This window comes from Echinicola arenosa (genome assembly GCF_014841125.1).
GTDB classification, from domain to species: Bacteria; Bacteroidota; Bacteroidia; order Cytophagales; family Cyclobacteriaceae; genus Echinicola; species Echinicola arenosa.
This window is the reverse complement of record NZ_JACYTQ010000002.1, coordinates 612,530-635,626: the sequence shown is the minus strand read 5'-3', so window position 1 is coordinate 635,626 and position 23,097 is coordinate 612,530. Positions and strand designations below refer to the sequence as shown.

Sequence of the window (23,097 nt, the reverse complement as noted above, 5' to 3'; positions counted from 1 at the left end):
AGAGTCAAGGAGAAGTAAATATTCAAGCTGATAAAGTGTAGATATTAGGAAATTAATCTTGAAATAACCCAATAACCAAAATGCAAACAGGATTACATTGGATCGATTACCTGCTGATTATTGTCTCTATTTTAGGGACAATTTACATGGGGATTTATTTCTCCAAAAGGCAGAAAAGCAGTGAGGATTATTTTGCCGGAGGTGGGGGGATTCCATCTTGGGCAATAGGTATGTCCATTTTTGCTACACTAATCAGTAGTGTTACATTTCTAGCCTATCCGAGTGCTGCTTACAAGTCCAATTGGATATTACTGGTGCAAGGGCTAATGGTTCCGATCATCTTGGTGTGTATGATTTGGGTAATTGTTCCACTTTTTAGGCGAGTGATAGGCTTGAGTACTTATGAGTACTTTGAAAAAAGGTTTGGTTTTTTTGCTCGCTTGTACAGTTCTCTGGCATTTGTGCTGACCCATTTTTCCAAAATGGGAACCGTTTTATACCTGGTAAGTTTGGCCTTAAGTAGTATGATGGATGTGAATATTTTTATGGTGATTGGTGTCCTTACCTTCGTGATCATAGTATTGACCTTATTGGGAGGAATAGAGGCAGTTATCTGGATGGATGTTATTCAGGGTTTTTTGTTGATTGGAGGTGGGGTTTTCTGCTTAATCCTTCTTTTATGGGTGCCAGAAGGAGGTCCACAGAGGGTCATGGAGGAAGCCATCAACATGAAAAAAATAGGCTTTGGACCATATGATATTGACTTTACGCAGCTCACTTTCATAGTGATGGTGGTCAACGGGATATTTTATGCCATCCAAAAATATGGCACCGATCAGACCATTGTACAGCGCTACCTTACAGCCAGAAATGACCACGAGGCCAAAAAGGCAGCCTACTTGGGCGTGTTTTTGAGTGTTCCGGTATGGACTCTTTTTATGTTGATTGGCTCATTGCTGTTTGTTTTTTATCAAATTTCAGGAACTGCTTTACCTGCAGGAACTACCGTGGATGCAGTTTTTCCTTATTTCATCATGACGGAATTGCCACCTGGGGTGACGGGCTTGGTGCTTTCTGCCTTGGCAGCGGCAGCCATTTCCAGTTTGGATTCGGATATGAACTGTCTTGCCGCGGTCGGAGTAGAAGATTATTATAAGCGATTTAATCCCAATTGTAGTACCCACCAAAAGTTAAAGGTGGGGAGGGTTTTGGTGTTAATTGCTGGCTTGGCAGCTGCATTTGTAGCGGTGCTATATGTGCTTTGGCAAGGTGAAGGGGTGCTCGGGGCAGTCTTTGGCCTTTATGCTATTTTCTCGGCTGGAATAGTCGGAATTTTTCTACTGGGGCTTTTAAGCAGGAGGGCCAATAAGGAAGGCCTTTATATAGGAATTGGTGTCTGCGTGTTGTTTACAGCCTATGCCTTATTGACTTCCACTCCCATTAGTTTTGGAGGAGGAGAAAAGAGTTTGTTGTTGGATTTGGGACAATACAATTTCTCCCAGCACAAGTACATGCTGGGAGTTTATAGTCATCTGATCGTTTTGATCGTCGGATATATCGCTAGTTTGTTTTTCAAGCGGCCGAAGGCAGATGCCAATTTGACCATTTATGGTTATTTCAAAGAGAAGAAAAATGTGGAAAAAATAAGTCAATTTTCATGAGGGCAATTAGTTTATTACAACCCCAAAAACTGGTATTTGGGACTGGGGCCTTATCTCAATATGTGGAGGACACCATTCAGGCTGGCAGAGCTAGAATATGGGTTCTGATTGCCGGACCTTTGGTGTCGAGGTTTGAAGAAGGGCTTCGACTGATGGAAAAAGCAGGTTTAAAGGTGAAAGTAACCGTATATGATTACGGGGAGCCTACTTTTGATCTGTACAATGAATATTTGAAAGAAGTCAAGGCCTATAACCCAGAAAGTATAGTGGGCATTGGAGGAGGCAGTGTTTTGGATCTGGCCAAGATTTTGGCTGCCATGCAGGACAGTACTGGGCAGTTATCTGATTTTGTAGGTATAAATTTGTTAAAAGGTCGGGGCACGCACATGGTGTGTATCCCAACCACTTCTGGAACGGGTAGTGAAGTTTCTCCCAATGCCATTCTTTTGGATGAATCAACATTGGAGAAAAAGGGGATTATCAGCCCCTACCTTGTGCCAGATGCCACGTACATTGACCCTGAATTGACAATAGATTTACCCCCGAAAATTACTGCTGAGACGGGAATAGATGCACTATCCCATTGTATTGAAGCATATACCAATAGATTCAGCCATCCACTGGTGGATGATTATGCATTGAGGGGCATAGCCTTGATCGGCCGTAATTTGAGAAGGGCATATGAAAAAGGCGATGATATGGATGCCCGGTCTGCCGTGGCCTTGGGCAGTATGTATGGAGGTTTGTGTTTGGGGCCTGTCAATACTGCAGCAGTGCATGCCCTTAGTTACCCTTTAGGAGGAAAGTACCATGTACCGCATGGTTTGGCCAATGCAGTGCTACTTCCAGAAGTGATGGCCTACAATATGTCTTCCAACATCCATAAGCATGTGCAGATAGCATTAGCGATGGGAGCAACAGAAGGAGAAACATTAGAGGAAACAGCCATAAATGGTGTGGAGAAAGTGAGGGAGTTGGTTAAACTATGTGATATTCCGCAAAACTTGACGGCTTTGGGCGTTCAAAAAGGCGATGTGGCAGAATTGACTGGTTTGGCGATGAAAGTGACGAGATTGCTTAAAAACAACCCCAAAGAATTGACCTTTGAGGATGCTGAAAGAATTTATTACAGTTTGTTTTAGGAGAGAAATATTGAGGCACTAATAACTTATATCTTAAGTCAATAAAAGAAAAAAATGAAGAGACCAATCATAGCGATCACCATGGGAGATCCTGCAGGGATAGGTCCTGAGATCATAGTAAAAAGTTTTCAGGATGGTGCTCTGCATGACAAGTGCAGGCCTTTGGTAGTAGGAGATGCCAAAACCATTAATAAGATGGTGAAAAGCCTGGGAGCCTCGCTTACGGTTAGAGCCGTGGCAAACGTAGAAGAGGCAAACTTTGACCCTGAGGTGATCGACATTTATGATTTGGACAATGTGGATCAAGCCCAATTGCAAATGGGTAAAGTCAGTGCGATGGCTGGAAATGCTGCTTTTGAAGCGGTAAAAAAGACCATTGAATTGGCATTGGAAGAGCAAGTAGATGCCACCGTGACTGCCCCAATCAATAAAGAATCGATCAACTTGGCTGGTCACCATTATGCTGGCCACACAGAAATCTATGCCACTTATACGGGCACTGAAAAATTTGCTATGCTATTGGTGGAGCAAAACCTAAGGGTAATTCATGTGACGACCCATGTGCCTTTGAGACAAGCTTGTGACTTGATCAAGAAGGAAAGGGTGGAGGATGTGATCCGGCTCTTACATGATGCCTGTGTACAGTTTGGAATCGAAAAGCCTCGAATAGGGGTAGCGGGACTGAATCCCCACGCTGGAGATGGAGGGCTATTTGGTACCGAAGATACGGAAGAAATCCTTCCTGCTGTATTATCAGCCCAATCCGAAGGTCTTTTGGCAGAAGGACCCGTTCCTCCGGATACGTTATTTGCCAAGGCCGTACAGGGTTATTATGATGGTTGTGTGGCGATGTACCATGATCAGGGACATATTCCCTTTAAGATGGTAGGCTTCAAGTGGAACAATGAAACCAAGACCATGGAGAGTGTGAAAGGAGTAAACATAACCCTAGGCCTCCCGATTATTAGAACATCGGTAGATCACGGGACTGCCTTTGAAATTGCCGGGCAGGGCATAGCATCTGAGGATGCGTTGAACTTAGCGATTGATTACGCCATTCCGATGGCACAAAACAGAAAAAAACATGATAGCAGTTATAGCCGATGATATTACTGGTGCGGCAGAGATTGCCGGAGTATGCCTGAGATGGGGGATTCCTGTTTCTTTTTCTTTGGATGCCAAACCTGCCAACGGGGCCGAAGTGATGGTTATTGCCACGGATACCCGTTCCATGACGGAGGAAAATGCCTTGAGGGAAACAGACAGGATAGCCTCTGAGCTTTTGGAAATGGGCGTAACTTGGATTTTTAAGAAATCGGATTCGGTTATGCGGGGACATGTGGCTGCCGAACTGAAAGTTCTGGCCCAAAAACTAAACAAGAAAAAAATGCTTTTGGCGCCAGCCAACCCTTATACTGGAAGAAGTATCACTGATGGGATTTATTATGTGAAAGGCCTGCCCTTGAATGAAACAAGCTTTAAGGATGATCCTACCTTTCCAGCTTTTTCGGCAAATGTAAAAGACTTATTGAGAGAGAAGGAACTTTCTGTTGCTTATGGAAAATTTTCTGAGGAGGAAGATCTTCAAGAAGGTTTTAATATTCCAGACTCTGAAACCATGCTGGACCTCTATGCTTGGGCAAGTTTGATGGACAGCACCGTTCTGCCTGGAGGAAGTGCCGCATTTTTTGAAATGTGTTTGAAAAGAAATTTCCCTGAATGGATGAGAGGTCAGGAACCTGACCCACTTTCGTTTGTAGGAAACAGCCTAATGATAGCGGGAAGTAGCCATCAGAACAGTAAGGATTTTGTAGAAAAGGCGGTGGAAAAAGGAGTTCACCTTAGTGAAATGCCAGAGCCCCTAATGGAAGAAGTATTCAATCCAGTAGGGATGGATGCTTGGGTATATGATGTTGCAGAAGGACTCAATGAAGGTGACCGGGTCATCATGGCCTACGGAAAGAAGAAGGTTAAATTCAGTGACTATCCAGCTGTTTTAAAGAAGAGAACGGCCAAAGCTGTGGCCAGGGTCATTGAGGAAGTGCCAGTGAGAGAATTGCTCTTGGAAGGTGGAGCGACCACCTGTGCGGTAATAGAGGAACTGGCATTGGGTGCCTTGATACCAATGCAGGAATTGAGCCCCGGTGTGGTAAGGCTAAAGGTGATGGACAGAGATATGGTTTTGACTATCAAGCCGGGTAGCTACCCTTGGCCGGAAGCGGTGTACAAGTATTTTGAAATCCAAAAACCAGTGGTATGATTCACCTTTATGGACTGCCAAGGAGCCAAAGATTGATTGTTATAGGACTGTTCGTCAGTGCATCAATATGGGCTTCTATTACGGTTTGTTCTGCTCAGGATTCGGATCGGTCTTATAATGAAACTTTGGAGGAAACTTTGAAGCGGATAGAAGCGATATTTGATGTAGAATTACAATACAATCAAGATTTGGTGGAAGGTAAAACGCTGAATTACGCTTTTTGGCGCATCCGACAAGGAAATTTGGAGAACTCATTGACGGCTGTATTATCCCCTTTTGATTTGACCTATTTCAAAGAAAATGAGGTGAAATATACCATCAAGTCCTACCAATATCATAAAAAATCAATCGATACCGGAGCTGAGCAGTTGGATTATTTTACAGCCCTTTACCATAACAAAGCAGAATGGGAAGTAAGGAAAGATGCACTTAAGGCTTGTATGATCGAGGCCTTGGAAATTAAGGGGCTTCCTGAAAAACCGACTGCTGAACCGATAATCACCAAGAGAAGAAATTACAAAGGTTATTCTGTAGAAAATGTGGCTTTGGAGGTGCTGCCAGGGGTATATACCACAGGATCGGTTTATCGTCCCAAACCGTTAAGAAAAGACCATCCTATCATCATCATGCCCAATGGGCATTTTGGGCAAGGCAGATACCGGGAAAGTCAGCAGATCAGAAGTGCAACACTCTCCAGAATGGGGGCAGTGGTCGTTGGATATGATCTTTTTGCTTGGGGAGAGTCTCTTTTGCAGTTTGAATCGGAAGATCATCGTCTGAGTGTGGCACAGACCATCCAAACCTGGAATGGCATTCAATGGATCAATTATTTGTCCTCCCTCAAAGAGACCAATCCAGATTTGGTAGGCATCACAGGCGGTTCAGGAGGTGGTTCCCAAACCATGCTACTCACTGCCATTGACGACCGAATCAAAGTCTCTGTTCCTACGGTTATGGTTTCTTCCCATTTTTCAGGAGGCTGTCCCTGTGAAAGTGGCAAGCCAATTCACCTTTGTGAAGGCGGAACCAATAATGCAGAGATTGCCGCTATGGCAGCACCTAGGCCTTTATTGATCATTTCAGATGGTGGGGACTGGAGCAGTACGGTGCCAGAAATTGAATTCCCCTTTATTGAAAGGACCTATGGCTTTTACGGAGCTAAAGACAAAGCAGTCAATGCTCATTTTGCAAAGGAGGGCCATGATTATAAATATTCCAAGAGGCAGGCCATGTATCCATTTATGGCAAAATATCTTGGTTTGTCGCTGGAAAAATGGATGGACACAGATGGAAAGGTCGATGAGACCGGAATCACCATTGAAAGTGAAAATGAATTAAAAGTCTTTGGGGAGCAAGGGGAAAACCTTCCTGAGAATGCCTTGATCGGAAAGGAAGCTTTATTTAAGCTCTTGGAGTAGCCTAAAGGACTTTCTATTAAATTGGCCTAAGGCAAAAAGTTAATTTTGCTCTTGATTTTAGCATAACCAATAACCTGAAAACCAAATGAATAAGTTTTGGACAAAACTGCTGTTTTTATTCCTCACCATTAGTAGCCTTCAAGCCCAGGAGACGAAATGGAAGCTTTGGTACGATAAGCCTGCATCAAATTGGAATGAGGCATTACCGCTTGGTAACGGAAGACTTGGAGCCATGGTATTTGGAGTGCCTGCAGTAGAAAGACTACAGCTCAACGAGGAAACCATTTGGGGAGGTTCACCTAATAGCAATGCGCATAGCAAGTCCAAAGCAGCCATCCCTTATATTCAAAAGCTCATCTTTGAAGGAAATTATCAGGCAGCGCAGGAATTGGCCAATGAAAAGGTCATGTCCCAAACCAATGATGGCATGCCTTATGAAACGTTTGGGAATGTATATATATCATTTCCCGGGCATCAAGATTACCAAGATTATTACCGTGATCTGGATTTGGAAATGGCCACCTCCACCGTTTCATATACCGTGGATGGGGTGAAATATCAAAGAGAAGTATTCAGTGCATTTGAAGATGATGTCATTATGGTAAGGCTTACAGCAGATCGGGCTGCCAGCATCACTTGCAATGTCCAGATGACCAGCCCCCATGATAATGCAGTTGCTAGGGTGAGAGAAAATCAATTGACACTTTCTGGACAGTCACAAACCCATGACCACCAAAGAGGAGGTGTGAAATTTCAAGGCAGGATTAAAGCAAGTAATAAGGGGGGAGAACTTGTGGTAAAGGATGGCTTGATCAGTGTCAAAGAAGCAGATGAGTTAACCCTTTACATCAGCATTGCCACCAACTTTAAAAACTACAAAGACCTTTCTGAAGAATATGAACAGAAAGCAGCTAATATATTGAATGCTGCTTTGACCAAGGACTATGATGCCATCAAAAAAAACCATGTCCAGTTTTATCAGCAATTTTACAATAGAGTTTCTCTAGATTTGGGTATAACGAGTGAAGCTGCGAAGCCTACTGACCAACGAATTGAGAATTTTGCAGAAGTCAATGACCCGCAGTTGGTAGCCTTGTATTTTCAGTTTGCGCGGTACTTGTTGATTTCCTGCTCTCAGCCGGGAGGACAGCCCGCGAACCTTCAGGGAATCTGGAACGATATGTTGTTCCCTCCATGGGAAAGCAAATATACGGTCAACATCAATGCGGAAATGAATTATTGGCCAGCAGAACTTACTAACCTGAGTGAGATGCATGAACCTTTCTTACAAATGGTAAGGGACGTAAGTGAGACAGGTGCTGAAACGGCGAAAAAGATGTATGGTGCCAGAGGTTGGGTGCTGCATCATAATACGGACATTTGGAGAATTACCGGGCCGATCGATTATGCCGCTTCCGGTATGTGGCCCAGTGGAGGAGCATGGCTCAGCCAGCATCTTTGGGAAAGGTACCTTTATAGCGGAGATAAGGATTTTCTGCAAGAAGCTTATCCAATCATGAAAGGTGCTGCACAGTTTTTCTTAGATGTGCTGATTGAAGAACCCTCCCACCAATGGTTGGTTGTTTCTCCCTCTAGTTCGCCTGAAAACAGCCACATTCATGGCGCTACCATAGCCGCTGGAGTGACTATGGACAACCAATTGCTGTTTGACCTTTTTTCCAATGTAATCCGTGCCTCAAAAATACTAGATGAGGATCAGGATTTTGCAGATACTTTAAGCGTTACCAGATCTCGATTGGCACCCATGCAGATTGGCCAGTATGGACAATTACAGGAATGGATGCATGACTGGGATGATCCCGAAGATAAGCACAGACATATATCACACTTATATGGAGTGTTTCCCAGTAACCAAATTTCAGCTTTTAGGACCCCGAAGTTGTTTGATGCAGCAAAGACTTCTTTAATGTATAGGGGTGATCCATCCACGGGCTGGTCTATGGGATGGAAGGTCAATCTTTGGGCTAGGTTTCTGGATGGAGACCATGCCTATAAGTTGTTGCAAAACCAATTGAGTTTGGTTACCCCAAGTACTCGGGGTGGTGGCACCTATGCCAATATGTTCGATGCGCATCCGCCATTCCAGATTGACGGTAACTTCGGCTGTGCTGCTGGCATTGCCGAGATGTTGATGCAAAGTCAAGAAGGGGCGATCCATTTGTTGCCTGCCTTGCCTTCAGTTTGGGATAAAGGAAGCATTAAAGGCCTGCGTGCCAGGGGTGGATTTGAAATAGTGGAGCTAAGTTGGAAAGATCATAAAGTGGATAAATTGGTCATTAGGTCTACCCGGGGTGGTAATCTAAGGCTACGTTCCGAAAATAAGCTCAAAGCAAAAGGGCTGAGCATAGCTGAAGGGGAAAACCCTAACCACTTCTTTGAATTGCCAGAGGTGAAAGCCCCTTTGACTTCGGAGAAAGCAAAGCTTAATGCGGTGGATTTAGCGAACTACCACGAATATGACTTGTCCACCCAAGCTGGAGAAACATATACGGTTATTGGAAAATAAATCTATGAGGAAGTAAATGATAAATTATAAAATAATTGCTGGTGCAGTGTTGGTTTTGTTTTCTTGTGGAAGGCAAAAGGCCAATTCGGAAAAGCAAGTAAGCACCGTGCCTAATCTAGAGAGATGGTCTGTGCGCTTGGCTGATTCTGACATTGTCCGCTTCAAAGATTGGATCGTAGAAGACCCTTACTGGGGTTATCATGAGGGGCTGGTCTGCAAGGCCATGCTGGACATGTGGAAATATACGGGAGATGATAAGTATTTTGATTTTGTAAAAGGTTTTGGGGATAATATCATTGAGGAGAATGGATCCATCAAAACGTACAACTTGGAAAGCTTTAACATCGATAATATCAACTCGGGAAAAGTACTGATTCCTTTATATGAAGAAACCGGAGAGAAGAAGTTTCGAGTAGCCTTGGATACATTGGTGAAGCAATTGGAAAATCATCCGCGTGTTTCTGATGGAGGCTTTTGGCACAAGTTGAAGTATCCCCATCAGGTTTGGTTGGATGGGCTTTATATGGCTGGGCCATTTTTGGCAGCTTATGGAAAAGCGTTTGATGAGTCCAGCTATACAGAAGATGCGGTTAATCAATTGATTGAGGCGTATAGGGTACTTTATGATCCTGAAAAACACTTATTGTATCATGGTTGGGACGAGAGTAGGGAACAGGCATGGGCTGATAAGGAAACTGGACTATCTGCCAATTTTTGGAGTAGAAGTATTGGTTGGTACTTGATGGCTGTTATGGATGTTTTGGATTTTTTACCGGCTGACCATCCTGAAAGAGAGCAATTGATTCAAATTGCCAATGATGTGGCTATAGGAGTGAGAGATTTTCAGGATTCTGAAACAGGAACTTGGTATCAGGTAACGGATCAAGGTGAGCTCGAGGGAAATTATTTGGAATCATCAGGAACGGGCATGTTTGTGTATTTCTTGTACAAGGGTGTGCGAGAAGGTTACCTTCCAGAGGAATTTCTCAATACAGCCCATAAGGGTTATGAAGGACTTGTCAATGAGTTTTTCCGAGAGGAGGAAGATGGAACGGTATCTGTCACCGATGGTTGTGCCGTGGCAGGATTGGGAGGAGATGGAAACCGTGACGGTAGTTTCGAATATTATATTTCCGAACCCATCAAAGACAATGACCCAAAAGCTACAGCTCCGGCCATTATGGCCAGCATAGAGCATGAAAGATTCATGAATAAAAAATGATAATATTGGGAATGTCTGATACCAAAATAACCTTTCTTTTTGCCATTATTTTATCCTGTCTGGGTGCTTGCAAGAATGCTGCCTTAGCACAAGGACCTGCCATTCTCCAAAAAGAAGATTTTAAGCATTATGTGGATTACTTCAACCAGATGGAGGATGAAAACATCCAGCAAGCCATTCCCGATAATGCGTCTTGGGATTGGATGAAAGATAATATTCCACTATTTGAAGCTCCTCAGCAAAATTTTGAGGAGATCTTTTATTACAGGTGGTGGACACTTAGGAAGCATATAAAAGAAACTCCAGTGGGTTATGCCATGACCGAGTTTTTGGTCGAGCGGTCTTATTCGGATAAGTATAATTTGATCAGTTGCGCATTAGGGCATCATATTTATGAGTCCCGTTGGCTTCATGATCCGAAATATTTGGATCAAATTGTCCATACCTGGTACAGGGGCAATGAAGGGAAGCCGATGGCTAAGTTGCATAATTTCAGCAGTTGGACAGCAGATGCCTTATATAACCGATATAAACTAAGCGGAGATAAAAGCTATTTGATCGATATGCTTCCCGACTTACTGGAGGAATACCAATGGTGGGAAGATAACAGACAAAGAGAAGATGGACTATTCTGGCAGATAGATGTAAAAGATGGCATGGAAGAATCCTTGAGCGGGGGAAGGCATGTGAAAAATGTACGTCCTACGATCAATAGTTATATGTATGGAAATGCAATGGCCATTGCAAGGATTGCTGAGGTAAGTGGCGATGGTAAACTAGCTGACACCTACAAAAAAAAGGCACATGAGATAAAATCATTAGTACAGGATCAACTTTGGAACCAAGAAAGTTTGTTTTTCGAAACTGTGAAAGAAAAAGGAGGTTTTGCCGAAGTTAGGGAAGCCATAGGCTTTATTCCGTGGTATTTTAATCTACCCGATGATAAAAAACCTTACCCAGCAGCTTGGGATCAGGTGACAGATGAAGGCGGCTTTTTAGCTCCTTTTGGGTTGACCACTGCAGAGTGTAGGCATCCTGAGTTTAGGACACATGGTTGCTGTAATTGCGAATGGGATGGTGCTGTTTGGCCTTTTGCAACTTCCCAAACCATGACAGCTATGGCCAATTTATTGATCAACTATGATCAGGAGATGGTTGGTAAATCAGATTATTTTCGGCAAATGAACAAATATGTCGAGTCTCAATACTATCGAGGGAGGCCATATATTGGGGAATATCTGGACGAAAAAACAGGCTATTGGTTGAAAGGTGATCAGGAGCGAAGCAGGTACTATAACCATTCGACCTTCAATGATTTGATCATTACAGGCTTGGTGGGTTTTAGGCCTCAAGATGATGGAAGTGTTGTGGTAGACCCCTTGATTCCAGAAGATCAATGGGATTGGTTTTGCTTGGATAATGTGGTTTATCGCGGAGATATTCTCACCATATTTTGGGATGCTTCTGGGAAGAAGTATGGAAAAGGAAAGGGGCTCCATGTGCTGATCAATGGAAAGGAAGTAGCCTCTTCGGATAATTTGACACGTTTAGAAGTGAAAAGATAGAGATTTAATATAGGTTGATAGTTTAAAAATGGGGCTTTGCATTGATGGAGCCTCTTTTTTAATTTATCGGAGCCTTGAATAAAAGCAATGCTGTTATGATTTATACCAAAGCAATTTTGACCTTGTTTTTTAGCATTGGCATGTATGTGTCATTGGCTATTGGGGAAAATGTAGGTTCAGTTGATTTGAGCATAAATTCCTTGCGAACTGAAACGCTGCAAAACCCGGAAGGCATTGATGTAAAGCAGCCTCGATTGAGTTGGAAAATTAATACCTCTATAAGCAATACCTATCAAACAGCCTATCAGATTTTGGTGGCCTCATCACCTGATTTACTAAGTCCTGAGAAGGCTGACTTGTGGAATTCTGGCAGGGTAGATTCCGATGAAAGTGTTATGGTGAAATATGCCGGAAAAGATTTGGCGAGTGATACTAAATGCTATTGGAAAGTTAGGGTTTGGACCAATCATGGTGAGAGTGTTTGGAGTGAAGAGGCATATTGGCGTGTGGGGTTATTGTATTATAAGGATTGGAAAGGAAGATGGATAGGCTTTGACCGCGCTTTTCCCTGGGAGAAGATATCTACTTTCCCAACTTTGGGTGCTCGTTATTTTAGAAAGGAGTTTAAGGCGGACAAACAGGTTGAGGAAGCCACTGCATATATTATTGGATTGGGCTTGTATGAGTTGAATATCAATGGGCACAAGGTGGGGGATGCTGTGCTTGCCCCGACACCAACCGATTATACGCAGAACGTCAAGTACAATACTTATGATATTACCCAGCTCGTTCAATCCAATTCTGATAATGCCATTGGCGTGGTACTGGGAAATGGTCGCTATTTCACCATGCGCCAAAATTATAAGCCTTATAAAATTAAAAATTTTGGTTTTCCCAAATTACTGTTTCAATTGGTAATCCGGTATAAAGATGGAAGCCGAGAAGTTATTTCTTCCAATGACCAATGGAAAGGTACTGCGGATGGCCCTATTCGGAACAATAATGAATATGATGGAGAATACTATGATGCCAACAAGGAATTTGACGGATGGGATCAGGTAGGTTTTGATGACTCAAGCTGGTTGCAAGCCGAGTATGTCCAAGAGCCAAGAGGGGATTTTGAGGCGCAATTGAATGAAAACATGAAAGTGATGCAAGAAGTGATGCCTGTTTCCATTACTCCATTGGATCAGAATCGCTATATATTGGATATGGGACAAAATATGGTGGGCTGGTTGCAGCTGAAAGTGCGGGGTGAACAAGGAGATACTGTCAAGCTGAGATTTGCAGAATCCTTGGAGGATAATGGAGAATTGTTTGTGACCAATCTTCGTGATGCAAAGGTAACCGACACTTATGTCCTCAAAGGCGCTGAAGAAGAGGTTTGGGAACCCAACTTTACCTATCATGGATTTCGGTTTGTGGAGGTCAGTAACTACCCGGGAATACCTCAATTAAGTGATTTTGTGGGGAAGATGGTCTATGATGATATTGCAACAGTCGGCCATTTTGAAACCTCTGATGAAACGCTTAACCAGATTTATCAAAACGCTTGGTGGGGAATAGCAGGCAACTACAAAGGGATGCCTGTGGATTGTCCGCAAAGAAATGAGCGGCAACCGTGGTTGGGTGATCGGGCGGTTGGGGCTCATGGTGAAAACTATATGTTTGACAATGTCAGGCTATACAAAAAATGGCTGGAAGACATTCGGCTTTCTCAAAAGGAAGATGGAAGTATTCCAGATGTAGCTCCGGCCTATTGGCGCTATTACAGCGATAATATGACTTGGCCAGGCACCTATTTGATGATTGCCAACATGCTTTTTGATCATACAGGAGATACGAGTGTGCTGGTTCATCATTATCCGGCCATGAAAAAATGGCTGGACTATATGGCTACTCGATATATGAATGAAGACTATATCGTTACGAAAGACAGTTACGGGGATTGGGTAGTTCCTCCTCCCACAATAGCGGCCGGAACTGGACAAAATGCAGATGTAAAGCGGCCAAGTGCATTGATCTCTACTGCCTACTATTATTATTTTATGGAGATGATGAGCAAGTTTGCCAGGTTAACAGGAATTAGAGAGGATATAGAGGCCTACCAAGTTTTGAAGGATAAGGTAGGAAAGGCATTTCAACAGGAGTTCTATCAGGAGGAAGGTTATTATGGAGATAACAAGATGACCGATAATTTGCTTCCCTTGGCTTTCGGTATGGTGAGTGAGTCCAATGAGCAAAAAGTATTTGACCACCTTGTAGAGACAATTGAGGTGAAAAATAAGGGGCACTTGAGTACTGGGTTGATCGGTACCCAATGGCTGATGAGGACATTAAGTGATTATGGCAGAGCTGACTTGGCTTTGAAGTTGGCTACCAATCGTACGTATCCAAGTTGGGGATATATGATTGAAAATGGAGCGACTACCATTTGGGAGCTTTGGCACGGGAATGTGGCCAAAGCAAGTATGAATTCACAAAACCACACCATGTTGTTAGGGGATCTGATGGTGTGGTATTATGAATACTTGGCCGGAATCAGGCCTGGTGATGAAAGCCCAGGTTTTAAGGCCATCAGCTTGCAGCCGACATTTGTGGAAGGGTTGGACTATGTCAGGGCTTCCTTTGATTCCTCCTATGGAGAAATTGGAAGCCATTGGGAACGCAAAGGCAAGAGGATTATATGGAAAGTAAAAGTACCGGTAAATACTACGGCCAAAGTAGTTTTGCCCCAAGACATTGTCACTAAAGTTAGTTTGGATGGGAAGATCCTACCAGAAGGTCAAAAGGAAGTGAGCTTGGGTTCAGGCGAGTATGAGTTTGTTTTTTAGTTTGGAATTAATTTGTCTCAAAAGATAAATGCTGGTTTTTCTCTACCTGTTTGAACTGGAAGAACTCCAAATGTTCTTCTGAAGTACTTGGCTCGAAAGGTGTGAGGTAGTATTGGTCTTTGTAGCCAAACATTCCTGAATACAGATGCTCTTTGATTGTCCCTAATGAATGAGAAACAAGTGGTTTTCCTTCTAAACTATAGGAATTTAGGATTCGCTCACTACACATAGGGTCTTGGAAATTTCGGTTTTGATGAATTCGATATATTACTTTGTTAATTGTATCTATATAGGTGTCGAGAAAAGCGTATTTTAAAATTTTATTGCCTTCTTCTGGGCTGGATGCGGGAGAGGAGGTGTAAGGGGCATCTTCAATGTTTAATTCCAAAGAACTCTTCTTCCCCGTCTCTAAGTCGTGAAAGAAGAGTTTTGAGGAGAAGCGGAAGAAATAAATAAGACGTTTTCCCTCAATTAAGTATTGAGGGCTTTCATCATGCCAATAAGAAAGCGAAGTGGATTTTACAAATTCCTCAGGAAAGGAAACGTCCAATAATTTCCACTCTATTTGCCAATTATCAGGATTTATTTTTAATTGTATAAAGAGAGGGAAATTGGGATAAGCCTTGGCGGGCACGGGGCCGCTCATAGGTAAGTTTCTTGATAAACTAAATATTAACTCATTCTCCTTAATCTTACAGTAGGAAGATCTTGCTGTTATAAAGAAATGATCTTCTTGATTTCTAAAAAACTGATCTTCAACTATTTTTTCAAGATTAATTTTTTTGATAACATCTCCTTCTTTGTCAACAATGTAGAAAAAGGATAAAGTGGTAATAAGAAAATGTTTTTTTTGAAGTGGAATGGCCTTATTAGGATGAGAATGGAGCATTCTGGGGCCATCACCTCTTTGTAAAGGAATGATCTCAATCAGTTCCTTTCTATCCAGGTCACTAATGACAATCTGAAGATTCTGGTCAATAAAAATATGGGCATTTTTACCCTTGTAATTAGCTATAGTAGGATTAAATGTCTTTGGAGTGACCATGTGTTCTCCAAAATCCACAAAGCTCTCTGAGGCGACTATTTTATACTCCTTCTCCGTTTTGAAAGCCTTGGACTGGCAGGCACAAAAAAATGTAACCAAACATAAATAATCGAACCACTTCATAAGCTTGGGGTTTAGTAAATTTAATATAAACTAGTTAAATAGTTAATTGTAGTCAAGTTTGTAAGTCATTAAAAATAAATCATTTAAAAATTGGTTTATATTATAAACTACTTTATATTGGAGATATATTTAACTTTAAAAAAAAAACAGATATGAAAAAAATATTGTGTTTGACTGTTTTACTGATGGCATCCTTTGGGGTGATGGCACAGGAAAAGGCTGATGAAGCCATGAAGAAATTGGCTTTTTTGGAAGGGAAGTGGGAAGGTAAGGCCATGGCCATGCAGGGGCCTGGACAGCAGATGAACCTTGATCAGCATGAAGATGTCTCCTACAAGCTAGGAGGTAAGATGCTTTTTATTGAAGGGAAAGGATACCAAGGGGATAGTTTGGCCTTTAATGCTGTCGCTGTCATTACTTATAATGAATGGAAGGAGGGATATGAGATGAAAGCGTGGCGTGCCAATGGCCAAAGTACAGATGCCTATCTTAAAGAATTGGGGCAGGATCATTTTGAATGGGGTTTTGACATACCGCAGGGTGGGAAGATTAAATATGAAATTTCTCTCAATGATCAAGGGCAGTGGCACGAAGTAGGCCAATACTCTCCCAATGGAGAAAAGTGGTACCCGAGTTTTGAAATGACCTTGGATAAAAAATAATAAAAGATGGAAACTGATAAAAATTGGGATGAGCGTGATAGTATCCACTTGATTCGCTCCATGGTGGAGTCGACGCGATACAGTATTTACCAAGACCGTTTCCTCTATTTTATGTGGGGCTATCTGACCTTGGGAGTAGCGGCTGCTCATTATTTGATGGCCTTCGTTTTAGAGATGCCGCAAGCCTACATGGTCTGGACGGTGATGGCGTTTGGGGCAGTGGTGCACTTTCTATACCTGGGCAAAAGGAAGAAGCAAGCCATGGTAAAAACTTATATGGGTAGGGTAATGGCTGGAATTTGGGGAGGCATGGGCATGGCAATTATTGTATTGCTTTTTGGGGCGTTTGAGATTGGTTGGCATGCAGTATATCCGTTTTTTATGATCCTGTATGGTACAGCGTGCTATGCCACAGGAATGACCTTGCGCTACAAAGCATTGATTTGGGGCGGAATTGGGAGTACCTTGTGTGGCTTTTGGGCCTTTTACCAGCCTTTCCAATACCAACTGTTACTATTAATGCTGGCTGTGGTGGTCAGTTATATTATTCCGGCTCATTTGATGAAGCCTAAACCAACTTTAGCGGATGTTTAAAGCACTCGATCCGGTACTCCATAGCCAGTTAAGATTGGCGATAGTATCTTTACTGATGAGCGTGGAGGAAGCGGAATTTACTTATATCAAAGAAAAAACAGGGGCGACTGCAGGGAACCTTTCTGTACAGATTACCAAACTTAAAGCAGCTGGCTATGTGGCAGTGGAGAAATCTTTCCGAGAGAATTTTCCATTGACCACTTGTGCACTCACCAAGGAGGGAAAGCAGGCTTTTGAGACCTATGTGAAAGCTTTAGAAGACTATATCCAAGTGAACAAGGAAGGGAAATAATCAGGCTTTTTCGTACTTTCTACTCCATTTTACGATCAATGGAGTAATAATCACCGTGGGAAGTAGCCAAATCAGCAAGGCGGGGAGAAAATGGATGTTGACCACTAAAAATGCGGTTAGACTGGCAATATACGTTCCGCACATTCTTGCGATATGCCCTCTCAACCAGAAGTTTTTACTCCTGACTTTGCCACGGTAGAAACGGATGTCATTCATGGACATGGAAAGTCCAATACCTCCAAAAACAAACAAGGCAATCCCAAAATAATTATTATGCAATAGGTTTTGTACCCCTTGAGCAAAGAATAATAACCCAAATACAATCATAAAGATCGATAGGCTCCAATCTATCCAATTTGCTTGGGGTTGCTGCGCCCTCAGGTATAGGTAGCGGTATCCTGAACCCAACATGTACAAGGTGAAAATTCCGATGGTAAAGAGGAACTGATTCGGGTGGATACTGGCCAAAACCAAAGCAGTCAATCCAGCAAGCAGCATGGTCCTAAAAAAGATTTTTCCAGTCTTCTTGTGCCTGATATCACCTTTTTTTCTGATCATATTGATGGTTCCGGAAATTAATCCAGCTGCGCCTCCAGCAATGTGAAGGCCTAGCAAAAAGTTAAAAAGTGTTTCCATGCCTTAAATGTATGATGTTGCGGTTTGCGTGTTGATAGCTAATATATAAAAAGTTGCCTGTTTATTTGATTTAAGTATTGATAATAAGTGGTTTGTATAAAGGTGAAGATTGAGTTGTTTGATGATTTAGACATTTAAAAAATAAAAACCATTTGCTTAGGAAGCAAATGGTTTTCGATTAATAAACCCCTAATTAAAATTTTAAAACTTTTAAAATTAATTATAGGATAAACTTAGTGATATCAATATTAAAAACCGTCCTGTACTATCTGCTAACAGGATTAGAAGGTTTAGGATTATTTTTCCAAGCTAACTTGCCAGTTCCAGGCATCTTTTAAGGCATCTTCCAAGTTGTATTGAGGAATCCAGCCCAATACTTTGCTGACTTTGTCAGTATTGGCCCATACTTTTTCAATGTCTCCAGATCTCCTTGGCCCAATCTCATAGTTTAGAGGTGCTCCGCTTACTTTCTCAAAAGCTTTGATCACTTCCATCACGGTATTTCCATTTCCCGTGCCCACATTGAAAAGATCAAAAAAGCTGTCCTGTTTATCTGCTAGAAATTGGATAGATTTGACATGAGCATCAGCAAGATCCATGACATGGATGTAATCTCTGACACAGGTGCCATCGAGTGTGTCGTAATCATCTCCAAAAACCGTGATTTTTTCTCTAATGCCTGCACCTGTCTGGGTGACGAAAGGAATCAGATTGGCAGGAACTCCAAGGGGCAATTCTCCAATAAGAGAAGAAGGGTGTGCGCCGATCGGATTGAAATAGCGCAAGGCCACTACCCTGGCTTTCGCACCGCTTTTTACATGGTCTATCAGGATGTCTTCGCAGATTTTTTTGGTGTTGCCATAAGGGCTTTCTGCGTCTTTACGAGGAGTAGACTCTTTTACAGGCAGTTCATCAGGCTGTCCATAGACAGTGCATGAGGAAGAGAATACGATGTCTTTGACTTTAAACTCCTTCATGGTTTCCAGTAAAATGATCAGCGAATTGATGTTATTGCTGTAGTACTTTAAAGGAATTTGCGTGCTCTCTCCTACCGCTTTGGAGGCAGCAAAGTGAATGACGCCAGATAGATTGTTTTCACTGAAAATTTGACGCATCAATTCACGGTCATTACAATCTCCTTCATAGCATTTGATGGATTGGTTAAGGATTTTTTCCAGCCCATCGAGGACCTTCTTGTTGGAATTTGAAAAGTTGTCGATGATAATCGGTTCAAAACCGGCGTTAACCAGTGCTACGGCAGTGTGGGATCCTATATAACCTGCTCCTCCTGTAATTAAAATTTGTTGCATGAATATTTTGTCTTTACCAGGGTTAATGGGTTGGCTTTTTTGATGTCTGAGCAAATATAAAGCAATCAGGTATGTGTTAAAATTTTTATTGCTTTTTAATCGGTAAAACTAATTTTTTGCTTGGAAGTTAATACCTTAGGTAGAACAGGTTGATAGGAAGATCATTTAAGATTTTTTTGACCATCAGGAATATAACCCAGAAAATAGCAGAAACATGATGAACTTTGATTTGAATGAAAACCAAAGGATGATCGCTCAAATGATTAGAGACTTTGGTGCTAAGGAAATTACCCCCAAACGAAAAGAATGGGATGATGCGCAGATTTTTCCTTTACCACTTTTTAAGCAGCTAGGTGAACTGGGTTTGATGGGAGTGTTGATCCCCGAAGCCTATGGAGGAAGTGGCTTCAGTTACAATGAGTATGTGACAGCTATTTTAGAATTGGCCAAGTTGGATCCAGGGATTGGACTTTCTATGGCGGCCCACAATTCACTTTGCTCTGGGCACATTATGCTTTTTGGCAATGAGGAACAAAAGCAAAAGTATTTGCCCAAGTTGGCTTCCTGTGAGTATTTGGGAGCATGGGGTTTGACTGAGCCCAATACCGGTTCAGATGCTGCCAATATGAAGACAACAGCCGTAATGGATGGGGATTACTTTGTCCTTAACGGTGCTAAAAATTTCATTACGCATGGAGTTTCTGGAGATGTGGCCGTGGTGATTGCCAGAACTGGTGAAAAGGGAGATAAACATGGGATGACTGCTTTTGTACTGGAAAAGGGCATGGATGGATTTAAAGGAGGAAGAAAGGAGGATAAGCTGGGAATGAGAACCTCAGAGACGGCAGAGTTGGTTTTTGAGGATTGCAAGGTGCACAAAACCCAAGTTTTGGGGGATGTGGGAGAAGGGTTTATCCAGTCCATGAAGGTTTTAGATGGAGGGAGGATTTCGATCGCGGCTTTGTCTTTGGGCATTGCTGAAGGCGCCTTGGAAGCAGCTATACAATATGCCAAAGAGCGTCACCAGTTCAATAATCCTATCAGTTCCTATCAGGGAATTTCATTTAAATTGGCAGACATGGCGACTAAGCTAGAAGCTGCAAAGCTTTTAACCTTTAAAGCCGCAGACTTAAAGAATCGGGGAGAGTTTGTTACCCTGGCTAGTGCAAAGGCCAAGTACTATGCTTCTGAAGTGGCGGTGGAGCTGGCCAATGAAGCGGTGCAAATTTTTGGAGGTTATGGTTTTACTAAAGACTATCCGGTGGAGAAATATTATAGGGATGCCAAATTGTGTACCATTGGAGAAGGAACTTCTGAAATCCAAAAGTTGGTTATCTCCAGAGAGATTTTGAAGTAAAATGCTGACGGCCCATTCAAAAAATTGAAGCCCTAAAAGCCTGATTTGGAAGAATATTTTGTTTTACGAAACTATCTTTCTACATTTGCAGCACGAAAGGGGGTGTAAAATTATGATCGTAGTAAACGTAAAAGAGAACGAATCTATCGAAAAAGCGCTTAAGCGTTTCAAAAAGAAGTTTGATAGAACTGGAGCAATCCGTGAATTGAGATCTCGTCAACATTTCGAGAAACCATCTGTGAAAAGAAGAACAGAGGTAATCAAAGCCGCCTACAAGCAAAGAATGCAGGACGAAGAAAGTAAATAATTAATATTTCCTTTCTCAGAAATAAATGAGCATATTGGTGTTTCAATACACTGATATGCTTTTTTCATTTATAAACTATCTAGAGCACGAGAAGAGAGCCAGTGCGCACACGGTTCTGGCCTACCAGAAGGACCTGGAGCAGTTCCAGGAATTTTTAAAACTATCCTTTGGGATGGAGAATTTGGAATCTGCTGGTCATGGAGAGATCAGGGCCTGGATAGTAGATTTAGTGGAGGGAGGGCTTTCTGCCACCACTGTCAATAGAAAAATGGCCACTTTAAGGTCTTTTTATAAATTTTTACTCCGCTCAGGAGAAATCAGCAAGGATCCTACCTATAAATTAAAAGCGCTCAAAACGCCAAAAAAATTACCGGAATTTGTGCAGGAAACCTCCATGGAGAAAATTCTCAATGAGATTGATTATGGGCAAGACTTTGATGGTCAGCGTGATAAGATGGTGATGGAATTCCTTTACCTAACAGGAGTCAGATTAGCTGAGTTATTGGCGATCAAATGGCAAGATATTGATCTTCAAGGGCAAACGGTAAAAGTGTACGGGAAGCGCAAGAAAGAACGAATAATCCCTCTTACAGTCGTGTTAGGAAAGAATATTATTTCGTACAGGAAAGTATTTGAAGAAACATTTTCAAATGTAAACGAGAGTGATTATTTTATCGTTAATAATTCTAGAAAGCAAGCTTACCCTATGAAGATTTACAGGATAGTGAGGAAATATTTAGACCTTTTTGCGCAGACGTCCAAGCGTAGCCCTCACCTTCTGAGACATACTTTTGCGACTCATCTGCTCAATAAGGGAGCCGATCTAAATGCTGTAAAGGATCTTTTGGGCCATGCCAATCTTGCTGCCACACAGGTGTACACCCACAATTCAATGGAAAAACTGAAGGCTGTGTTTGATCAAGCACATCCTAAAGCTTAAATAAAAGTTTAACTTTTAAACTGTTAAAATTATGAAATTACAAATGCATTCAATCCATTTCGACGCCGATCAAAAACTGATTGATTTTATCCAGAAAAAAGCTGATAAGCTGGATACTTATTATGATCGCATTATCGACGGGGAAGTATTTATGAGACTTGACAAAAACGAGAAAAACGAGAACAAGATCGTTGAAATCAAATTGAATGTACCGGGTAAGCAGTTTTTTGCAAAGCATCAAACGGATTCTTTCGAGGGAGCTGCTGATGAAGCGATTGAAGGTTTGAGAAGACAGATCAAAAAATTCAAAGAGAAGTTAGTTTTAGCACGACAATGACAATATAACCCAATTTAATAATGCAATGACAAACCCTACTCAAGTGAGTGGGGTTTGTTTTTTGGTAACCAGTCATTTAAGCTTGTTTTATTTGTTAATCAATCCATGATTTTTACCTAACTCCCAATTGATTTTAGCCTTTTACCTTTGAAGTAAATCAAGAAGATGAAAAGGAAATCAATACCATCGGTTTATATATTCTTTTATTTTTTTACACTAATAATAGGCGGGATTGTTTTACTGAATGCGCCCAAAGGGGATTACGAGCTTTTTGTTAATCGGCATCATTTTTTATTGGCCGATTTGTTCTTTTCTAATATTACCTACTTGGGAGATGGTTTGGTTTTTTTAGCTGTTTTTCCGGTCCTGTTACTTTTTAGATATGGGTATGCACTGCTTTGTGTGTTCAATGCTGCTATTCATATGATAGTTTGTGTTGTTTTGAAACAATTGGTTTTTTTGAATGCACCACGGCCGGCAGCATTTTTTAAGGATATTGATTTGGTACAAGTGGCAGGAGTGACAATGCACCATTGGCACTCTTTTCCATCAGGCCATACGGCTACCGCTTTTGCTCTTACCACCATGCTGGCCATGATTTTTCCTAAACGACATCGCTATCAAGTGTTAATGGTTTTAATAGCAGTGACGGTAGGTTTTAGCAGGGTTTATCTGATGCAGCATTTCATTGGGGATGTAATGGCAGGGTCAATATTGGGAGTGGGATCAGCCCTATTGGCGAGGGTAATAGTTAGGAAGTATTTTAAGGGAAGGGATTTCAAAAGAGGATTGTTACCAAAGAAAAAAGTGGCGCTTTCTCATTTGAAACCAGAGGTTCAAGCTTCCACCGAACCTAAGTGATTAG

Annotated in this window: 20 protein-coding genes; 17 read left to right on the top strand and 3 right to left on the bottom strand. The window is 42.0% G+C overall.

From position 1 onward, the window contains the following. Positions 1-80 precede the first annotated feature (80 nt). The 9 genes from IFO69_RS07430 to IFO69_RS07390 all read left to right on the top strand — a co-directional run bounded on the left by IFO69_RS07430 (position 81) and on the right by IFO69_RS07390 (position 14,629). A complete protein-coding gene (locus IFO69_RS07430) occupies positions 81-1,661 on the top strand; it encodes a sodium:solute symporter (RefSeq protein ID WP_192009430.1) in 1,581 nt (526 codons plus the stop codon). Continuing rightward, positions 1,658-2,803: an iron-containing alcohol dehydrogenase gene (locus IFO69_RS07425; protein ID WP_192009429.1), complete on the top strand. Its 1,146-nt coding sequence runs from the start codon at positions 1,658-1,660 to the stop codon at positions 2,801-2,803. Before IFO69_RS07430 ends, IFO69_RS07425 begins: the two co-directional genes overlap by 4 nt. A 54-nt stretch (positions 2,804-2,857) precedes the next feature. Further along, positions 2,858-3,910, top strand: coding sequence for a 4-hydroxythreonine-4-phosphate dehydrogenase PdxA (gene pdxA / locus IFO69_RS07420; RefSeq protein ID WP_192009428.1), 1,053 nt, complete (start codon positions 2,858-2,860; stop codon positions 3,908-3,910). Beyond that, positions 3,888-5,063: a four-carbon acid sugar kinase family protein gene (locus IFO69_RS07415; protein ID WP_192009427.1), complete on the top strand. Its 1,176-nt coding sequence runs from the start codon at positions 3,888-3,890 to the stop codon at positions 5,061-5,063. The genes pdxA and IFO69_RS07415 overlap by 23 nt, the downstream gene beginning before the upstream one ends. After that, positions 5,060-6,481, top strand: coding sequence for an alpha/beta hydrolase family protein (locus tag IFO69_RS07410; RefSeq protein WP_225444041.1), 1,422 nt, complete (start codon positions 5,060-5,062; stop codon positions 6,479-6,481). The genes IFO69_RS07415 and IFO69_RS07410 overlap by 4 nt, the downstream gene beginning before the upstream one ends. Before the next feature lie 85 nt (positions 6,482-6,566). Next, positions 6,567-9,008, top strand: coding sequence for a glycoside hydrolase family 95 protein (locus IFO69_RS07405; protein ID WP_192009426.1), 2,442 nt, complete (start codon positions 6,567-6,569; stop codon positions 9,006-9,008). Between the two features lie 16 nt (positions 9,009-9,024). Next, complete coding sequence (locus tag IFO69_RS07400) at positions 9,025-10,230, top strand: glycoside hydrolase family 88/105 protein (protein WP_192009425.1); 1,206 nt, start codon at positions 9,025-9,027, stop codon at positions 10,228-10,230. 11 nt (positions 10,231-10,241) lie between these two features. Next, positions 10,242-11,795 carry an MGH1-like glycoside hydrolase domain-containing protein gene (locus IFO69_RS07395; protein ID WP_192009424.1) on the top strand — a complete coding sequence of 518 codons (1,554 nt, stop codon included), beginning with the start codon at positions 10,242-10,244 and terminating at the stop codon, positions 11,793-11,795. 95 nt (positions 11,796-11,890) lie between these two features. After that, on the top strand, positions 11,891-14,629 hold the full coding sequence (locus tag IFO69_RS07390; RefSeq protein WP_225444040.1) for a glycoside hydrolase family 78 protein: 2,739 nt from the start codon (positions 11,891-11,893) through the stop codon (positions 14,627-14,629). 7 nt (positions 14,630-14,636) lie between these two features. Here IFO69_RS07390 and IFO69_RS07385 read toward each other — a convergent pair whose 3' ends face one another. Then, positions 14,637-15,797, bottom strand: a complete 1,161-nt coding sequence (locus tag IFO69_RS07385; RefSeq protein ID WP_192009423.1) for a hypothetical protein — start codon at positions 15,795-15,797, stop codon at positions 14,637-14,639. 152 nt (positions 15,798-15,949) lie between these two features. On the opposite strand from IFO69_RS07385, the gene IFO69_RS07380 reads away from it, so the two are divergent. The 3 genes from IFO69_RS07380 to IFO69_RS07370 are packed head-to-tail and all read left to right on the top strand — an operon-like array spanning position 15,950 to position 17,345. Next, positions 15,950-16,459 (top strand): hypothetical protein, encoded by a 510-nt coding sequence (locus IFO69_RS07380; RefSeq protein ID WP_192009422.1) that lies wholly within the window; start codon positions 15,950-15,952, stop codon positions 16,457-16,459. A 6-nt stretch (positions 16,460-16,465) separates the two neighbouring features. Then, entirely contained in the window at positions 16,466-17,053 is a 588-nt protein-coding gene (locus IFO69_RS07375; RefSeq protein WP_192009421.1) for a hypothetical protein, read from the top strand. Then, positions 17,046-17,345 (top strand): winged helix-turn-helix domain-containing protein, encoded by a 300-nt coding sequence (locus tag IFO69_RS07370; RefSeq protein WP_192009420.1) that lies wholly within the window; start codon positions 17,046-17,048, stop codon positions 17,343-17,345. Before IFO69_RS07375 ends, IFO69_RS07370 begins: the two co-directional genes overlap by 8 nt. On the opposite strand, the gene IFO69_RS07365 is transcribed toward IFO69_RS07370, so the two are convergent. Then, positions 17,346-17,981, bottom strand: a complete 636-nt coding sequence (locus IFO69_RS07365; RefSeq protein ID WP_192009419.1) for a DUF2306 domain-containing protein — start codon at positions 17,979-17,981, stop codon at positions 17,346-17,348. 296 nt (positions 17,982-18,277) lie between these two features. Continuing rightward, positions 18,278-19,291 (bottom strand): UDP-glucose 4-epimerase GalE, encoded by a 1,014-nt coding sequence (galE, locus tag IFO69_RS07360; protein ID WP_192009418.1) that lies wholly within the window; start codon positions 19,289-19,291, stop codon positions 18,278-18,280. Between the two features lie 217 nt (positions 19,292-19,508). Between galE and IFO69_RS07355 the strand changes: the two genes are divergently transcribed. The 5 genes from IFO69_RS07355 (at position 19,509) to IFO69_RS07335 (ending at position 23,093) form a co-directional block, all read left to right on the top strand. After that, a complete protein-coding gene (locus IFO69_RS07355) occupies positions 19,509-20,648 on the top strand; it encodes an acyl-CoA dehydrogenase family protein (RefSeq protein ID WP_192009838.1) in 1,140 nt (379 codons plus the stop codon). 112 nt (positions 20,649-20,760) lie between these two features. Further along, complete coding sequence (gene rpsU, locus IFO69_RS07350; RefSeq protein ID WP_192009417.1) at positions 20,761-20,955, top strand: 30S ribosomal protein S21; 195 nt, start codon at positions 20,761-20,763, stop codon at positions 20,953-20,955. 55 nt (positions 20,956-21,010) lie between these two features. Next, positions 21,011-21,895 (top strand): tyrosine-type recombinase/integrase, encoded by an 885-nt coding sequence (locus tag IFO69_RS07345; RefSeq protein WP_192009416.1) that lies wholly within the window; start codon positions 21,011-21,013, stop codon positions 21,893-21,895. 31 nt (positions 21,896-21,926) lie between these two features. Continuing rightward, a complete protein-coding gene (gene hpf / locus IFO69_RS07340; protein WP_192009415.1) occupies positions 21,927-22,232 on the top strand; it encodes a ribosome hibernation-promoting factor, HPF/YfiA family in 306 nt (101 codons plus the stop codon). Positions 22,233-22,397: 165 nt separating this feature from the next. After that, positions 22,398-23,093: a phosphatase PAP2 family protein gene (locus IFO69_RS07335; RefSeq protein ID WP_192009414.1), complete on the top strand. Its 696-nt coding sequence runs from the start codon at positions 22,398-22,400 to the stop codon at positions 23,091-23,093. The last annotated feature ends 4 nt before the right edge of the window (positions 23,094-23,097 follow it).

Coding starts and splice junctions, on each gene's coding strand:
- IFO69_RS07430 (WP_192009430.1), top strand. CDS start 81: ATGCAAACAGGATTACATTGGATCGATTACCTGCTGATTATTGTCTCT.
- IFO69_RS07425 (WP_192009429.1), top strand. CDS start 1,658: ATGAGGGCAATTAGTTTATTACAACCCCAAAAACTGGTATTTGGGACT.
- pdxA (WP_192009428.1), top strand. CDS start 2,858: ATGAAGAGACCAATCATAGCGATCACCATGGGAGATCCTGCAGGGATA.
- IFO69_RS07415 (WP_192009427.1), top strand. CDS start 3,888: ATGATAGCAGTTATAGCCGATGATATTACTGGTGCGGCAGAGATTGCC.
- IFO69_RS07410 (WP_225444041.1), top strand. CDS start 5,060: ATGATTCACCTTTATGGACTGCCAAGGAGCCAAAGATTGATTGTTATA.
- IFO69_RS07405 (WP_192009426.1), top strand. CDS start 6,567: ATGAATAAGTTTTGGACAAAACTGCTGTTTTTATTCCTCACCATTAGT.
- IFO69_RS07400 (WP_192009425.1), top strand. CDS start 9,025: ATGATAAATTATAAAATAATTGCTGGTGCAGTGTTGGTTTTGTTTTCT.
- IFO69_RS07395 (WP_192009424.1), top strand. CDS start 10,242: ATGTCTGATACCAAAATAACCTTTCTTTTTGCCATTATTTTATCCTGT.
- IFO69_RS07390 (WP_225444040.1), top strand. CDS start 11,891: ATGATTTATACCAAAGCAATTTTGACCTTGTTTTTTAGCATTGGCATG.
- IFO69_RS07385 (WP_192009423.1), bottom strand. CDS start 15,797: ATGAAGTGGTTCGATTATTTATGTTTGGTTACATTTTTTTGTGCCTGC.
- IFO69_RS07380 (WP_192009422.1), top strand. CDS start 15,950: ATGAAAAAAATATTGTGTTTGACTGTTTTACTGATGGCATCCTTTGGG.
- IFO69_RS07375 (WP_192009421.1), top strand. CDS start 16,466: ATGGAAACTGATAAAAATTGGGATGAGCGTGATAGTATCCACTTGATT.
- IFO69_RS07370 (WP_192009420.1), top strand. CDS start 17,046: ATGTTTAAAGCACTCGATCCGGTACTCCATAGCCAGTTAAGATTGGCG.
- IFO69_RS07365 (WP_192009419.1), bottom strand. CDS start 17,981: ATGGAAACACTTTTTAACTTTTTGCTAGGCCTTCACATTGCTGGAGGC.
- galE (WP_192009418.1), bottom strand. CDS start 19,291: ATGCAACAAATTTTAATTACAGGAGGAGCAGGTTATATAGGATCCCAC.
- IFO69_RS07355 (WP_192009838.1), top strand. CDS start 19,509: ATGAACTTTGATTTGAATGAAAACCAAAGGATGATCGCTCAAATGATT.
- rpsU (WP_192009417.1), top strand. CDS start 20,761: ATGATCGTAGTAAACGTAAAAGAGAACGAATCTATCGAAAAAGCGCTT.
- IFO69_RS07345 (WP_192009416.1), top strand. CDS start 21,011: ATGCTTTTTTCATTTATAAACTATCTAGAGCACGAGAAGAGAGCCAGT.
- hpf (WP_192009415.1), top strand. CDS start 21,927: ATGAAATTACAAATGCATTCAATCCATTTCGACGCCGATCAAAAACTG.
- IFO69_RS07335 (WP_192009414.1), top strand. CDS start 22,398: ATGAAAAGGAAATCAATACCATCGGTTTATATATTCTTTTATTTTTTT.